This window comes from Burkholderia cenocepacia, assembly GCF_014211915.1.
Taxonomy (GTDB): Bacteria; Pseudomonadota; Gammaproteobacteria; order Burkholderiales; family Burkholderiaceae; genus Burkholderia; species Burkholderia orbicola.
Map to the genome: position 1 here is coordinate 2,636,717 of NZ_CP060039.1, position 13,504 is coordinate 2,650,220.

Below are 13,504 nucleotides of genomic sequence, written 5' to 3' on the forward strand. Positions count from 1 at the left end.
CAATAAAAAAGGCAGGCCCCGGTTACCCGGGCGCCTGCCCTTGTCCGGACGGCGGAAGCCGCCCGGCAAGCTTGCGTCTACGCTTACGCGTGGTCGCCGATCACGTTGATCGTGACGTCGACGACGACGTCCGTGTGCAGCGCGACTTGCACGTTGTGCTCGCCGATCATCTTCAGCGGGCCTTCCGGCATGCGCACTTGCAGCTTCTCGACTTCGTAGCCTGCCTTCTTCAGCAGTTCAGCGACGTCGCCGTTCGTGACCGAGCCGAACAGACGGCCGTCGACGCCCGACTTCTGCGTGATTTCGAACGACTGGCCGTTCAGCTTCTCGCCGACTGCCTGCGATGCGGCCAGCTTTTCAGCCGCGATCTTTTCGAGTTCAGCGCGGCGCACTTCGAATTCGGCGATCGCTTCCTTCGTTGCACGGCGAGCCTTGCGGTTCGGGATCAGGAAGTTGCGAGCGTAACCGTCCTTGACCTTGACGATATCGCCGAGGTTACCCAGATTGGCGACTTTTTCCAACAGAATGATTTGCATTCGAATTCTCCTTATTGCGTCGCCTGATTACGCCTTGTGCTGATCGGTGTACGGCAGCAGCGCGAGGAAACGCGCACGCTTGATGGCCGTATCCAGCTGACGCTGATAGTGCGCCTTCGTACCCGTCAGACGAGCCGGCGTGATCTTGCCGTTTTCGCCGATGAAGTCCTTCAGCGTTTCCGTGTCCTTGTAGTCGATCTGCTCGACGCCTGCAGCCGTGAAACGGCAGAACTTCTTGCGCTTGAAGAGCGGGTTTTGTTGCTGACGACGCTTGTCGAATTTCTTACCAGTCGGGCGGGCCATGATTTCAGTCCTTTCCTGTGTCCTGCAATGCAGTGATGTGAAACACCAAGGTTCTCGCGTTGCGGCTTTTCTTGGCCAGGAAGCCCGTGAACAGCGTTTCGACGCCCATTTCACGACTTTCCAGCTTGCCGCTCGCCTCACCGGCCGCCACCGCCTCGATCGTCATTTCGACCTGACGGGGAATGCCTGCTTCGACGACTTCCGTGCGGTGATGCAACGTGGCGCTTGCGATCGGAACACCGGCCGGCGTATATCGCACCGGTGCGCGTTCGACGACGCTCGCCGTCAATTGCAACCTGTTCACGTGAGTGGCGCGCTCCTTGGTGGCTTAATGAGTGACGAACTTAAGCCTGCGCTTCGGCCGGCTGAGCTGCAGCCGCCTTCTTGGCTTCTTCGCGCTGAACTTCCTTCATCATCGGCGACGGGCCGGTTTCGGCCTTCTTCATCTTGACGATGAGGTGACGCAGCACGGCGTCGTTGAACTTGAACGCGTGTTCGAGTTCGTCGAGCGTCGTCTGGTCGCACTCGATGTTCATGCAGACGTAGTGAGCCTTCGCGAGTTTCTCGATCATGTAGGCCAGCTGGCGACGGCCCCAGTCTTCGACACGGTGGATCTGGCCGCCGTGCGTCGTGATCGTGGTCTTGTAACGCTCGATCATCGCGGGCACCTGCTCGCTTTGATCCGGGTGCACGATGAATACGATTTCGTAATGACGCATTACACACTCCTTGTGGATTAAAGCCACCCGGGCGTCTGAACCGGTGTGGCAAGTGAGAAGCCGAAGATTCTAACCCGGTTACGGGGTGCATGCAAGGCCAATCGACAACCGGCCAGCGGATTCGGCCGTGTTTTCAAAGACTTGAACGGGCTGCCGGGGCACGCACCCTCAGTTCGGCCTCTCGGCGGCCGGGGTCGGAACGTCCGCGCGCCCGCCCGCCGCCGCTGCGGTCATTCATTCGCTGGTCGTGCCGGCGAGCCGCGCGTCGAGCGCCGTCCGGAACGCCGCGAGCGCCGCCGGCTCGGCGTCGGTCACGGCCCACCACGTCATCCCGGCCGCGTTCCAGCGGTCGAGCGCATAGCCCTGCGACACGGTCGTGTACGGGGCAGCCGGCCGCTCCCCGGCCGGCTGCACGTAGACATCGACCACGTGTTGCCGGTGGCGGTAGACGAGCACCGCGACGCGGCGCCGCCCGACGTAGTCGAGCCGGCCGCCGACCAGCGCGAAGCCGCTCCTGGCGAGATCCTCGACCGGCGGCGCATAGTCGAGCCGGCCGTTGAACCACGGCTTGACCGTGTGCTGGTCGGTCGAGATCACGTCGATGTCGCGCGCCGACAGGTCGGCCCGCACGTGGCTCGCGACCAGCTCGTCGACCGTCCGGTCAGTGTCGGCGTGGCGGGCCGACCATGCCATTCCGCCGGCCGCCGCGACCGCCATCAGCAACGCGACACCCCAGCCGAGCCCCGGCAACGCGGCCGCGCGCGGCCTGGTGCCGGTGCCGGCCGGCCCCGGTCGGGCCGACCCGCCGCGCCCGGTCAGCCACGAAAACCAGTCGCGGCCGCGCGGCCGCCGCGGCGCAGGCCGGGACTCAGGCCGGGACTCAGGCTGCGGCTCAGCCCGCGACGGCTCGTGAGCAGGCGCGTCGGCCGCTGCCGGCAGGCTCGCGAGGATGCTCGCCCGCAGCGCGTCCGGCGCGCGGTGATAATCGGCCTGCCGCACGGCCTGCACCAGCGTGACGATCCGCGCGCGTTCACGGCGGCACGCGTCGCACCCTTCGACATGCTGCTGGACCCGCAACGCATCGGGCGCCGACAGCTCGCGGTCGACGTCCGCGTCCAGCAACGCTCGCGCTTCGTTACAGTCCATCGATAGCCTCCGATGCGGTTCCGCCCGCCGGCGCTCGGCCCGGCCGGCCTTCGGTCGCCGGCGCGCCGCCCAGCAGCGCGGCGAGCTTGCGCCGGCCGCGCGCGAGCCGCGACATCACCGTGCCGACCGGCACGTCCGCGATCGCCGCGATCTCGCGGTAGCTCAGGTCCTCCATCTCGCGCAGCACGAGCACTTCGCGGTATTCGGGCGGCAGCTTCGCGAGCGCCGCATTCACGAGCCGCACGTTCTCGCCGCGCAGCAGGTGCGCGAGCGGGTCCTCCGTCGCCGGCTGCCAGTCATCCGGGACGTCGGCGTCGTCGAGCGTGTCGGGCAGCGCGACCTCGTGCGCATGCGTGCGCCGCCGCCATTCGGTGTACCAGGTGTGGCGCACGATCGTCAGTAGCCACGGCCGCGCGTTGTCGCCGCGACACGAATCGACGAAGCGCAGTGCGCGCATGCACGCATCCTGGACGACGTCGTCCGCATCGCCGGCGCTGCCGCTCAGCCAGCGCGCGAGGTTGTAGGCGGCGTCGAGATGCGGCAGCACGAGCGCGCGAAACCGCTCGCCGCGCGCGAGCGCATCGTCCGCCGCCCGTTCATCGACCGCCTGTCCGGCTTGCCCCACATGGCCTCCCTGGTCCCGGCGGCCGACGCCGCGCCCGTTCCGCGCACGGCGCCCGGACAGACCGGCAACGTGCGCGCTCGATGACCTTACCGCCGCTGCGTCGAGTTTATTCCCGCGCGGCACGCATGAAGCGTAAAAAATCGCCGGACGGTCAGGCGGGCCGCCCGTTACGGCGTGGTGCTCCAGTAGCCGGGGCGCGCATACGCTTCGCGCAGGTAGTCGATGAAGTAGCGCACGCGCGCCGGTACATAGCGCTGCTGCGGGTAGACCGCGAGGATGTCGTAGTCCGGCAGCGCATAGTCGTCGAGTACGGTCTCGAGCTCGCCCGTTTCGAGTTGCGCGGCGATTTCCCACGTCGAGCGCCAGCCGAGCCCGAGCCCCTCGGCCACCCAGCGGTGCAGCAACTCGCCGTCGTTGCAGTCGAGATTGCCGGTCACGCGCATCGTCGCGATCTTGCCGTGGCGCTGGAAATACCAGCCGCGGTTCTGCCCGCCCTGCAGGTTGAACGCCAGGCAGTTGTGTTTTAGCAGGTCGTCGAGCGACTTCGGGCGGCCGTGCAGGCGGAAATAGTCGGGCGTGCCGCACACCACGCGCCGGTTCGACGCGAGCTTCACCGCGACGAAATTCGGATCGACCGCGCCGCCGATCCGGATCGACAGGTCATAACCCTCGCGCACGAGATCGACGACGCGATCGGTCAGGTTGAACGACAGCTGCATTTCCGGCTTGTCGGCGAGGAAGCCCGGCGCGTGCGGCGCGACGTGCTTGCGCCCGAACGCGGCCGGCGCCGACACGATCAGGTGGCCGCTGACCGCGCGCCGACCGGCGGCGAGCTCGTTCTCGGCCTGATCCCATTCGGACAACAGCCCGCGGCAGCGCTCGAGGAACGCGGCGCCCTCCTCGCTGACGATCAGCCGCCGCGTCGAGCGGTACATCAGCTTCACGCCGAGGCGCTTCTCCAGCGCGTCGATGCGCCGCCCGAGCACCACTGGCGACACACCTTCCTCCAACGCCGCCGCCGCGAGGCTGCCGGCATCGGCCACCCGCACGAACGTCTCGATCTGCTTGAAACGATCCATCTCCTGTCTCCGTCCCGGCTCCGACACCAGCGGGAAGCCCCGCCCGGCCGTCATTCCATACTTTTAGTTTCGAAATAAGCGACTTCGGCTGATCTTATCAAACCTTTCCTGCATCCCTAAAGTGTCCTCAACAGACCGATTCGCAAGATTCAACTATCCAAGGAGACATTCATGGCCAAGATGAGAGCCGTCGACGCAGCCGTACTCGTGCTCGAGAAGGAAGGCATCCAGACCGCGTTCGGCGTGCCGGGCGCCGCGATCAATCCGTTCTACTCGGCCATGCGCAAGTCGGGCGGCATCAGCCATGTGCTGGCGCGCCACGTCGAAGGCGCATCGCACATGGCCGAAGGCTTCACGCGTGCCGCCCCCGGCAACATCGGCGTGTGCATCGGCACGTCGGGCCCCGCCGGCACCGACATGATCACCGGCCTCTATTCCGCGTCCGCCGACTCGATTCCGATCCTCGCGATCACGGGCCAGGCGCCGCGCGCGCGTCTCTACAAGGAAGACTTCCAGGCCGTCGACATCGAATCGATCGCGAAACCGGTCACGAAGTGGGCCGTCACCGTGCGCGAACCGGCGCTCGTACCGCGCGTGTTCCAGCAGGCGTTCCACCTGATGCGCTCGGGCCGCCCGGGCCCCGTGCTGGTCGACCTGCCGATCGACGTGCAGCTCGCCGAAATCGAATTCGACATCGACACGTACGAACCGCTGCCGGTCTACAAGCCCGCGGCCACCCGCGCGCAGATCGAGAAGGCGCTCGCGATGCTCAACGACGCGGACAAGCCGCTGATCGTGTCGGGCGGCGGCGTGCTCAACGCGGCAGCCGAAGACCTGCTCGTGCAGTTCGCCGAAACGGTCGGCGTGCCGGTGATCCCGACGCTGATGTCGTGGGGCGCGATTGCCGACGACCACCCGCTGATGGCCGGCATGGTCGGCCTGCAGACGTCGCACCGCTACGGCAACGCGACGCTGCTCGCGTCCGACTTCGTGCTTGGCATCGGCAACCGCTGGGCGAACCGCCACACGGGCAGCGTCGACGTCTATACGAAGGGCCGCAAGTTCGTGCACGTCGATATCGAGCCGACGCAGATCGGCCGCGTGTTCGGCCCGGACCTCGGCATCGTGTCCGACGCGAAGGCGGCACTCGAACTGTTCGTCGCGGTGGCGCGGGAATGGAAGGCCGCCGGCAAGCTCAAGGACCGCAGCGCGTGGGTCGCCGACTGCCAGGCACGCAAGCGCACGCTGCAGCGCAAGACGCACTTCGACAACGTGCCGGTCAAGCCGCAACGCGTGTACGAAGAGATGAACAAGGTGTTCGGCCGCGATACCTGCTACGTCAGCACGATCGGCCTGTCGCAGATCGCCGCCGCGCAGTTCCTGCACGTGTTCAAGGCACGCAACTGGATCAACTGCGGCCAGGCCGGCCCGCTCGGCTGGACGATCCCCGCGGCGCTCGGCGTGCGTGCAGCCGACCCGGGCCGCCCGATCGTCGCGCTGTCCGGCGACTACGACTTCCAGTTCATGATCGAGGAGCTCGCGGCCGGCGCGCAATTCAAGCTGCCGTACGTGCACGTCGTCGTGAACAACTCGTACCTCGGGCTGATCCGCCAGGCGCAGCGCGCGTTCGACATGGACTACTGCGTGCAGCTCGCGTTCGACAACGTGAACGCGCCGGAACTGAACGGTTATGGCGTCGACCACGTGGCCGTCGCGGAAGGCCTCGGCTGCAAGGCGCTGCGCGTGTTCAAGCCGGAAGAGATCGAGCCGGCGCTGCGCCAGGCGCAAACGCTCGCGGAAGAGTTCAGCGTGCCGGTGGTCGTCGAAGTGATCCTCGAGCGCGTGACGAACATCTCGATGGGCACCGAAATCGACGCGATCAACGAGTTCGAGGATCTCGCCGAAAAGGCCGAACACGCACCGACCGCGATCTCGATGCTCGACTGAACCGACTGAACCGCAAGACTTTTTTGACTGACCGACCGAAGAGGCTTAGCTCATGCCGAAGTTTGCTGCAAACCTGACCATGCTGTTCAACGAAGTGCCGTTCCTCGACCGCTTCAAGGCGGCCGCGGACGCGGGCTTCGACGCCGTCGAGTTCCTGTTCCCGTACCCGTACGCGAAAGAGGAACTCGCCGAGCGGCTCGAGACGCACCGCCTGCGCCTCGTGCTGCACAACCTGCCCGCCGGCAACTGGGACCAGGGCGAGCGCGGCATCGCGTGCCTGCCCGATCGCGTCGGCGAATTCCAGGAAGGCGTCGGCCGTGCGATCGAGTACGCGAAGGCGCTGAAGGTGCGTCAGCTGAACTGCCTCGTCGGCATCCCGTCGGCGAGCACGGCGCGCGACAAGACGTTCGTGACGATCGTCGACAACCTGCGCTTCGCCGCCGATGCACTGAAGCGCGAAGGCATCCGCCTGCTCGTCGAGCCGTGCAATAGCTTCGACATCCCGGGCTTCGCGCTGAACCGCTCGTCGGAAGGGCTCGACGTGATCCGCGCGGTCGGCTCGGACAACCTGTTCCTGCAGTACGACATCTATCACATGCAACGCATGGAAGGCGAACTGGCCGCGACGATCGAACGCAATCTCGCGTCGATCGGCCACGTCCAGCTCGCGGACAACCCGGGCCGCAACGAGCCGGGCACCGGCGAGATCAACTATGCGTTCCTGTTCGCGCTGCTCGACCGGCTCGGCTATGCCGGCTACGTCGGCTGCGAATACAAGCCCCGTACCACCACGACGGAAGGCCTCGGCTGGCTGCAAAGCGTGGCCGGCTGCGCACCGGCCTCGGCGCGTCGCGCCGCCTGAATCGCACCCTTCCCGTTTTCAGCCCCATAGGAGACTTTCACATGGCAACCATCGGTTTCATCGGCCTCGGCATCATGGGCGCGCACATGGCGCGCAACCTGCTCAAGGGCGATCATCAACTCGTCGTGAACGGCGCGTTCCCGGTCCCGGACGACCTGCGCGCGAGTGCCAAGGTCGTCGCGAACTCGACCGAAGTCGCACAGCACGCGGACATCATCATCTCGATGGTGCCGGACACGCCGGACGTGCGTAACGTGCTGTTCGCCGACGACGGCGTCGCGAAGGGCCTGACGGCCGGCAAGCTCGTGATCGACATGAGCTCGATCTCGCCGCTCGACACGCAGGCGTTCGCGAAGCAGATCAACGCGCTCGGCTGCGACTACCTCGACGCGCCGGTGTCCGGCGGCGAAGTCGGCGCCCGTGAAGCGACGCTGACGATCATGGTCGGCGGCCCGGAGAAGGCGTTCGAACGCGCGAAGCCGCTGTTCGAGAAGATGGGCAAGAACATCACGCTCGTCGGCGACAACGGTGCGGGCCAGACCTGCAAGGTCGCGAACCAGATCATCGTCGCGCTGAACATCGAAGCCGTTGGCGAAGCGCTGCTGTTCGCCACCCGCTCGGGCGCCGATCCGGAGCGCGTGCGCCAGGCGCTGATGGGCGGCTTCGCCGCGTCGCGCATCCTCGAAGTACACGGTGCGCGGATGACCAAGCGCACGTTCGACCCGGGCTTCCGCATCGAGCTGCACCAGAAGGACCTGAACCTCGCGCTCGACGGCGCACGCAAGCTCGGCCTTGCGCTGCCGCACACCGCGAGCGCGCAGCAGCTGTTCAGCGTGTGCGCATCGCACGGCGGCAAGGCATGGGATCACTCGGCACTCGTGCGCGCGCTCGAGATCATGTCGAACTTCGAGATCGGCCAGACGCCGGCCGCGTAACGCGGATGTCGCAACGCGCGTTTCCGCTGCGATCGCGGACGCGCGCGACGCATACACGCGATTCGGCCGCGGCCGGTCGCATCGATGCGCGACGCACGCGCGCATCACGGTGGGGCGCCCCGCCCCGCATCGCCAACGGCATGCGGGACGGGGCGAAAAACGCCGCTCTGGGCTGAGAGCGGCGTGGTGGGGTCCGCAGCGGCACCCGGCGGCGCCGGGGAAGCCTTGGTCGGTCAGACGTCGTCGTCGGGTGTCCGCCTGTCGGATTTCGCGTATTACATTTCTTTACGTTCGAGCGTGCGATTTTTCATGCAATCGTCGCGTTGAACGCCTACACTTTCGCCACGCCTTTCGAGAAAACCGCCGCGCTTGCGCGCCCCTTCCCGGGCCCGCACCCAGCGCGGTGTTTTTTTCGCCACTTCACGGCGCGTTTTCTTTTCAACCACCTAAGGAGTGCAACGATGGGTCTTCTTTCGTTTATCAAGGAGGCGGGTGAAAAACTGCTGGGTCACGCCGATGCACAGGCAGCGGAAGATCCGAATGCCGCGAACCAGACTGCGGCCGATGCAATCAAGAATTACATCAGCTCGCAAGGTCTCGACACGTCGAACCTGACCGTCGCGTTCGACGGCGCATCGCGCACCGTCACGCTGTCGGGCAGCGTCGCCGATCTCGACACGAAGGCGAAGGTCAAGGTCGCGGCCGGCAACGTGCAGGGTGTCGCGGGCGTCAACGACGACGATCTGCAGCCGGACGATCCGGAAGTGCAGTACCACGACGTGAAGCCGGGCGACACGCTGTCGGCGATCGCCAAGGAAGTGTACGGCGATGCGAACAAGTATCCGGTGATCTTCGAAGCGAACAAGCCGATGCTGTCGAGCCCGGACCGGATCTACCCGGGCCAGAAGCTCGTGATTCCGCCGCAGTCCTGAGCATTCGCGCAGCACTGACGCAAAAATGGCAGGCCATTGGCCTGCCATTTTTTTATGCGCGCCGTGTGCCGCCCGAGCGGCGGCCATCGGTCACAGCGTGTCGAATGCGCGCTGCAGTGCGTCTCGATCGTGCATGCCGTTCGCGAGCGCGAGCATCAGCAGCACGCGCGCCTTGAACGGGTGCAGCGAGCCCGCGCTCACGAACCCGAGCGCATCGTCGCTCGCGGCGCCGTTGCGCATCACGTGCCCCGAACCGGCGCGCGACGCACGGACCACGGCCACGCCCGCGTTCACCGCATCGGCGAGCGCCGTCTGCAGCGTCGCATGGATCGATCCGTTGCCGGTGCCCGCGACGACGAGGCCGCGCACGCCGGCCGCGACGAGCGCGTCGACGGCCGTGCGCGTCACGCCCGCATAGCTCGCGACGACTTCGACCGGCGGCCAGGTCGCCGCGATCGCCAGTTGCGTGTCGCGCGTGCGCGTGACACGGCGGGCGAATTCGACGCGGCCGTCCTGCACCCAGCCGAGTGCGCCGAGCTCCGGCGACTGGAACGCGTCGACCGCATAGGTGCTCGTCTTCACGACGTCGCGCGCGCCGTGGATCCGGTTGTTGAACGCGACCAGCACGCCCTGCCCGCGCGCGGCCGGATGCGCGGCCACCGTCACCGCGTTCAGCAGGTTCAGCGGGCCGTCGGACGACAGCGCGGTCGCCGGCCGCATCGCGGCCGTCAGCACGACCGGCTTGTCGCCCCGGACGACCAGATGCAGTGCATACGCGGTTTCCTCGAGCGTATCGGTGCCGTGGGTGATCACGATGCCGTCGATCGCCGGGTCGGCCATCAGCGCGTCGATCCGCGCGGCGAGCGTGTTCCACAGCGGCAGCGCGAGATCCTTGCTGTCGATGCTGGCGACCTGCTCCGCGTCGATGCGCGCGACCGACGCGAGCGCCGGCACGGCGTCGACCAGGAAATTGACGCCGAGCGCGCCGGCCTGGTAGCCGGCCGTGCTGGCCGCGTCGGGCGCGGCGCCGGCGATCGTGCCGCCGGTGGCGAGTACGGCGATGCGCGGCAGCGCCGGCGCGGACGAAGGGGATGCGGTGTTCGGTGTATTCATGGCCGCGATTGTAATGGCTCGCGGCCGGCGTCCGGTAGGTCCGGCGCGAACGCGCGCGGCGCGACCCCGTGTCATGGTTTGTCCCGATCGCCGGCGCGTGCACGCCGTCAACGGCCATGCCGCCCACTGCGTTATAGAAATGCCGTTTTGGTGTTTTCACATTGATTTGCCATAATCGGAGCGCGCGGCGCGATGCGACCCTGTTCACGTCGCGCCGGGCTTCGTGACGGCGTCGATATAAAACGCAATTCACCCCATGGGAGTGTCGAAATGAAAATCCAATCGCTCGTAGCCGCAGTGCTTCTCGGCGGCATGCTGGCTTCCCCCGCATTCGCGGCGAACAGCCAGCAGGACAAGATGAAGGCCTGTAACACCCAGGCAGCCGGCAAGACGGGCGACGAACGCAAGGCGTTCATGAAGGACTGCCTGTCGGCGAAGCCCGCGAAGGCGATGACGCAGCAGGAAAAGATGAAGGCGTGCAACACGCAGGCCACCGGCAAGAAGGGCGACGATCGCAAGGCGTTCATGAAGAGCTGCCTGAGCAACCAGCCGGCCGCCTGAGTTCGGCGCTCCCGCCTCGAATGCCGCGCCCCGCTTCGGCGGGCGCGGCATTTTCATTTTCGTTGCACGCGCATCGACACGCGCGTGCCAGCCGCATGCCCGCCTTTTCCCGCCCCGTTTTTTCGGCCTGCCGTCCCGGTGCCGCCACATGGTGCGGCAATTCGCCGCGTTTTCTTCTATGATGGCTGCAACGCGGCCCACCCAAGACCAAGAAGCGCCATCGGGCCGCCCTCGAGACGGACGCGCACGCGCGTCAAACGGAGGCTTGGATGGCATGGAGACAACACCGCTGGTTCCGCCGCTGGCTGATCGTGATCGTGTTCTGGGCGGTGCCCGTCGCGATCATCGCCGTGCGCGAGATCCGCGAGGAAATGGCCTACAACAAGGCGGATCTGCAGCTTGCGCTGACCACCTGGCAGCTCACCGACGCGCAGCAGGCCGCCGGCGCCGCCGCGAAGTGCCACGGGGACCCTGACGAGGCGCGCACGACCGGCTGCCCGGCCGACGTGCTCGCCGCCAACGCGCCGCGCCAGCAGGCGGCCCGCGACGAATACGTGGTGCGCCGCAATACGCTCGCCGGTTATCTGTGGCATGCGTTCGTCGGCTACTGGGTCGTCCCGGCCGCGTTCCTGTTCGCATGCGGCGTCGTGATCGCGCTGATCCGCCGCGCGCTGCGCCGCCCGCCGATCAAGCCGCCCGTTCCCCCCGTCACACACTGACTGACACCGGCGCCCGCCGCCGCCGCCGCCGGCTGCTCGAGCGCCGCGCTCCCCGCACGCCGACCACGCACGACGCGCGCCTGGCGCGTGCGCGACATTTCGTCCGTTGGCGCGCCGCGACACCCTTGCGCGATTTGACGCTTTTTCACGCGCCAACGAAAAGAGCCCCTGATCCGCTGTGATATAACTGCCGACGTGATCCGCTCCGTGAGCGAGACTCACTCCGAACATCATCCGATGGAGAACAACGATGCAAAAACGGAATCTTGTGCTGAAAGCCGCCGCTGCGCTCATCGTCGGTAGCCTCGCGCTCACCGGTTGCACCACCACGCCGGACAAGCCGGACAACGCCGCGACCAACGCGTCGAAGCGTCAGTCGATCGACGCGAGCGTCGACGCCACGCTGTCGCGCATGTACTCCACCGTCAAGGGTTCGCGCGAGCTCGTCGCGAAATCGCGCGGCGTGCTGGTCTTCCCCGAAGTGCTCCAGGCCGGCTTCATCGTCGGCGGCCAGTCGGGCAACGGCGCGCTGCGCGTCGGCGGCAGCACGGTCGGCTACTACAACACGTCGTCGCTGTCGGTCGGCCTGCAGGCCGGTGCGCAGTCGAAGGCGATCGTGTTCCTGTTCATGACGCAGCAGGCGCTCGACGAATTCCGCGGCTCGGACGGCTGGGCCGCCGGCGCCGGCGCATCGGTCGCACTCGTGAAGATGGGCGCGAACGGCGCGGTCGACTCCAACACGGCCACCGCGCCGATCCAGGTCGTCGTGCTGACCAACGCCGGCCTGATGGGCGACGTGTCGATCAACGGCACGAAGGTCACGAAGCTCAAGATCTGACGTTGACGCACTGCCCGCGCGCGCTGCGCGCGGACCATGCGCAAACGGCGATGTCCTTGCGGGCATCGCCGTTTTTTTTATCCGCCGCCCTTCTGCATCGGGACGATCAGGTCGTCGAATCGATCACCTTGAAGCGCGAGCGCTTCTGCGCGCGAATCACCGACTGGTACACGTCGACGTACTGCTGCGCCATCCGGCGCGACGTGAAGCGCTCCTCGAAGCGCTGCCGCACGCGCGCCCGCGGCAGCAGGTGCAGCCGGTTCACGGCGGCCACCGCGCTGATTTCGTCCTCGACGATGAACCCCGACACGCCCTCGTCCACCACTTCGGGCACCGCGCCGCGGTTGAACGCGATCACCGGCGTGCCGCACGACATCGCCTCGATCATCACCAGACCGAACGGCTCCGGCCAGTCGATCGGAAACAGCAGCGCATGCGCGCCCGACAGGAATTCGGCCTTCTCGTGATCGGCGATCTCGCCGATGTATTCGACGTGCGGCAACGCGAAGAGCGGCTTGATCTCGCGGTCGAAGTATTCCTGGTCGGCCGCGTCGATCTTCGCGGCGATCCGGATCGGCAGCCCGCACTGGCGGGCGATGCGGATCGCGGTATCGACGCGTTTTTCCGGCGAGATGCGACCGAGGAACGCGAGATAGCGCGGCTCGACGGGCTGCGGCATGTACAGCGTATCGGGCAGCCCGTGATAGACAGTCGTCAGCCATTTCGCCTGCGGCAACGGCTGGCGCTGCGCATTGGAAATCGAGATCACCGGCGCCGTATTGAACGTGTCGAACACCGGTTGCTGCTCGGGCAGGTCGAGCCGGCCGTGCAGCGTCGTCACGTAAGGCGTTTCCTGCCGGTTGAAGACCGAGAACGAGTAGTAGTCCATGTGGAAATGGAGCACGTCGAAATCCTTCGCGCGGCGCGCGACCGTCTCCATCAGCAGCATGTGCGGCGCGACCCGGTCGCGGATCGACGAATCGAGCCGCAGCGCGCGCGGCCACACGGGCTCGAGCTTCGCCCGCGTCGTCGAATCGCCGCTCGCGAACAGCGTCACGTCGTGGCCGAGGTCGACGAGCGCCTCGGTGATGTAGGACACGACGCGCTCCGTGCCGCCGTACAGCTTCGGGGGCACGGATTCGGTCAGCGGGGCGATCTGGGCAATTCTCATGGTCCACGTCTCCTGTGT

General features: G+C 66.8%; 17 protein-coding genes. 7 read left to right on the top strand and 10 right to left on the bottom strand.

Going from position 1 to position 13,504, the window contains the following annotated elements; genetic code table 11:
* Nucleotides 1-83 precede the first annotated feature (83 nt).
* The 7 genes from rplI to SY91_RS12545 all read right to left on the bottom strand — a co-directional run bounded on the left by rplI (nt 84) and on the right by SY91_RS12545 (nt 4,408).
* Nucleotides 84-536: a 50S ribosomal protein L9 gene (gene rplI / locus SY91_RS12515; protein WP_006486256.1), complete on the bottom strand. Its 453-nt coding sequence runs from the start codon at nt 534-536 to the stop codon at nt 84-86.
* A gap of 27 nt (nt 537-563) precedes the next feature.
* A complete protein-coding gene (gene rpsR / locus SY91_RS12520; RefSeq protein WP_004193360.1) occupies nt 564-839 on the bottom strand; it encodes a 30S ribosomal protein S18 in 276 nt (91 codons plus the stop codon).
* Nucleotides 840-843: 4 nt separating this feature from the next.
* Nucleotides 844-1,143 (bottom strand): primosomal replication protein N, encoded by a 300-nt coding sequence (priB, locus tag SY91_RS12525; RefSeq protein ID WP_011549649.1) that lies wholly within the window; start codon nt 1,141-1,143, stop codon nt 844-846.
* 40 nt (nt 1,144-1,183) lie between these two features.
* Nucleotides 1,184-1,558 (bottom strand): 30S ribosomal protein S6, encoded by a 375-nt coding sequence (gene rpsF / locus SY91_RS12530; RefSeq protein ID WP_011549648.1) that lies wholly within the window; start codon nt 1,556-1,558, stop codon nt 1,184-1,186.
* Between the two features lie 234 nt (nt 1,559-1,792).
* Complete coding sequence (locus SY91_RS12535) at nt 1,793-2,704, bottom strand: anti-sigma factor family protein (RefSeq protein ID WP_185920943.1); 912 nt, start codon at nt 2,702-2,704, stop codon at nt 1,793-1,795.
* Nucleotides 2,694-3,329, bottom strand: a complete 636-nt coding sequence (locus tag SY91_RS12540) for an RNA polymerase sigma factor (protein WP_185920944.1) — start codon at nt 3,327-3,329, stop codon at nt 2,694-2,696. The genes SY91_RS12535 and SY91_RS12540 overlap by 11 nt, the downstream gene beginning before the upstream one ends.
* Nucleotides 3,330-3,496: 167 nt before the next feature.
* The gene (locus SY91_RS12545) at nt 3,497-4,408 is read right to left on the bottom strand and encodes a substrate binding domain-containing protein (RefSeq protein WP_043888643.1); all 912 of its coding nucleotides are present in this window, start codon (nt 4,406-4,408) and stop codon (nt 3,497-3,499) included.
* 171 nt (nt 4,409-4,579) lie between these two features.
* On the opposite strand from SY91_RS12545, the gene gcl reads away from it, so the two are divergent.
* The 3 genes from gcl to SY91_RS12560 are packed head-to-tail and all read left to right on the top strand — an operon-like array spanning nt 4,580 to nt 8,152.
* Entirely contained in the window at nt 4,580-6,355 is a 1,776-nt protein-coding gene (gene gcl, locus SY91_RS12550) for a glyoxylate carboligase (RefSeq protein ID WP_023477990.1), read from the top strand.
* A 52-nt stretch (nt 6,356-6,407) separates the two neighbouring features.
* Nucleotides 6,408-7,217, top strand: coding sequence for a hydroxypyruvate isomerase (gene hyi / locus SY91_RS12555; protein WP_006478618.1), 810 nt, complete (start codon nt 6,408-6,410; stop codon nt 7,215-7,217).
* A 41-nt stretch (nt 7,218-7,258) separates the two neighbouring features.
* The gene (locus SY91_RS12560) at nt 7,259-8,152 is read left to right on the top strand and encodes a 2-hydroxy-3-oxopropionate reductase (RefSeq protein WP_043888642.1); all 894 of its coding nucleotides are present in this window, start codon (nt 7,259-7,261) and stop codon (nt 8,150-8,152) included.
* Between the two features lie 275 nt (nt 8,153-8,427).
* Here the strand turns inward: SY91_RS12560 and SY91_RS12565 are convergent, their stop codons facing one another.
* On the bottom strand, nt 8,428-8,598 hold the full coding sequence (locus tag SY91_RS12565) for a hypothetical protein (RefSeq protein ID WP_162595499.1): 171 nt from the start codon (nt 8,596-8,598) through the stop codon (nt 8,428-8,430).
* A 15-nt stretch (nt 8,599-8,613) separates the two neighbouring features.
* Between SY91_RS12565 and lysM the strand changes: the two genes are divergently transcribed.
* Nucleotides 8,614-9,084: a peptidoglycan-binding protein LysM gene (gene lysM, locus SY91_RS12570; protein WP_006478617.1), complete on the top strand. Its 471-nt coding sequence runs from the start codon at nt 8,614-8,616 to the stop codon at nt 9,082-9,084.
* Between the two features lie 90 nt (nt 9,085-9,174).
* On the opposite strand, the gene SY91_RS12575 is transcribed toward lysM, so the two are convergent.
* Complete coding sequence (locus SY91_RS12575; protein ID WP_023477989.1) at nt 9,175-10,197, bottom strand: asparaginase; 1,023 nt, start codon at nt 10,195-10,197, stop codon at nt 9,175-9,177.
* Nucleotides 10,198-10,467: 270 nt separating this feature from the next.
* Here SY91_RS12575 and SY91_RS12580 point away from each other — a divergent pair, with 270 nt between their 5' ends.
* From SY91_RS12580 to SY91_RS12590, 3 genes are all read left to right on the top strand, one after another.
* Nucleotides 10,468-10,758 (top strand): PsiF family protein, encoded by a 291-nt coding sequence (locus SY91_RS12580; RefSeq protein WP_011549641.1) that lies wholly within the window; start codon nt 10,468-10,470, stop codon nt 10,756-10,758.
* 269 nt (nt 10,759-11,027) lie between these two features.
* Nucleotides 11,028-11,477: a kynurenine formamidase gene (locus SY91_RS12585; RefSeq protein WP_023477988.1), complete on the top strand. Its 450-nt coding sequence runs from the start codon at nt 11,028-11,030 to the stop codon at nt 11,475-11,477.
* A gap of 250 nt (nt 11,478-11,727) precedes the next feature.
* Nucleotides 11,728-12,315, top strand: coding sequence for a YSC84-related protein (locus SY91_RS12590; RefSeq protein WP_006478613.1), 588 nt, complete (start codon nt 11,728-11,730; stop codon nt 12,313-12,315).
* A 106-nt stretch (nt 12,316-12,421) separates the two neighbouring features.
* Here the strand turns inward: SY91_RS12590 and SY91_RS12595 are convergent, their stop codons facing one another.
* Nucleotides 12,422-13,486, bottom strand: a complete 1,065-nt coding sequence (locus SY91_RS12595; RefSeq protein WP_023475621.1) for a glycosyltransferase family 4 protein — start codon at nt 13,484-13,486, stop codon at nt 12,422-12,424.
* Between the last annotated feature and the right edge of the window lie 18 nt (nt 13,487-13,504).

Coding starts and splice junctions, on each gene's coding strand:
- SY91_RS12535 (WP_185920943.1), bottom strand. CDS start 2,704: ATGGACTGTAACGAAGCGCGAGCGTTGCTGGACGCGGACGTCGACCGC.
- SY91_RS12560 (WP_043888642.1), top strand. CDS start 7,259: ATGGCAACCATCGGTTTCATCGGCCTCGGCATCATGGGCGCGCACATG.
- SY91_RS12580 (WP_011549641.1), top strand. CDS start 10,468: ATGAAAATCCAATCGCTCGTAGCCGCAGTGCTTCTCGGCGGCATGCTG.
- SY91_RS12585 (WP_023477988.1), top strand. CDS start 11,028: ATGGCATGGAGACAACACCGCTGGTTCCGCCGCTGGCTGATCGTGATC.
- lysM (WP_006478617.1), top strand. CDS start 8,614: ATGGGTCTTCTTTCGTTTATCAAGGAGGCGGGTGAAAAACTGCTGGGT.
- rpsR (WP_004193360.1), bottom strand. CDS start 839: ATGGCCCGCCCGACTGGTAAGAAATTCGACAAGCGTCGTCAGCAACAA.
- hyi (WP_006478618.1), top strand. CDS start 6,408: ATGCCGAAGTTTGCTGCAAACCTGACCATGCTGTTCAACGAAGTGCCG.
- SY91_RS12575 (WP_023477989.1), bottom strand. CDS start 10,197: ATGAATACACCGAACACCGCATCCCCTTCGTCCGCGCCGGCGCTGCCG.
- SY91_RS12595 (WP_023475621.1), bottom strand. CDS start 13,486: ATGAGAATTGCCCAGATCGCCCCGCTGACCGAATCCGTGCCCCCGAAG.
- rpsF (WP_011549648.1), bottom strand. CDS start 1,558: ATGCGTCATTACGAAATCGTATTCATCGTGCACCCGGATCAAAGCGAG.
- gcl (WP_023477990.1), top strand. CDS start 4,580: ATGGCCAAGATGAGAGCCGTCGACGCAGCCGTACTCGTGCTCGAGAAG.
- SY91_RS12545 (WP_043888643.1), bottom strand. CDS start 4,408: ATGGATCGTTTCAAGCAGATCGAGACGTTCGTGCGGGTGGCCGATGCC.
- rplI (WP_006486256.1), bottom strand. CDS start 536: ATGCAAATCATTCTGTTGGAAAAAGTCGCCAATCTGGGTAACCTCGGC.
- SY91_RS12590 (WP_006478613.1), top strand. CDS start 11,728: ATGCAAAAACGGAATCTTGTGCTGAAAGCCGCCGCTGCGCTCATCGTC.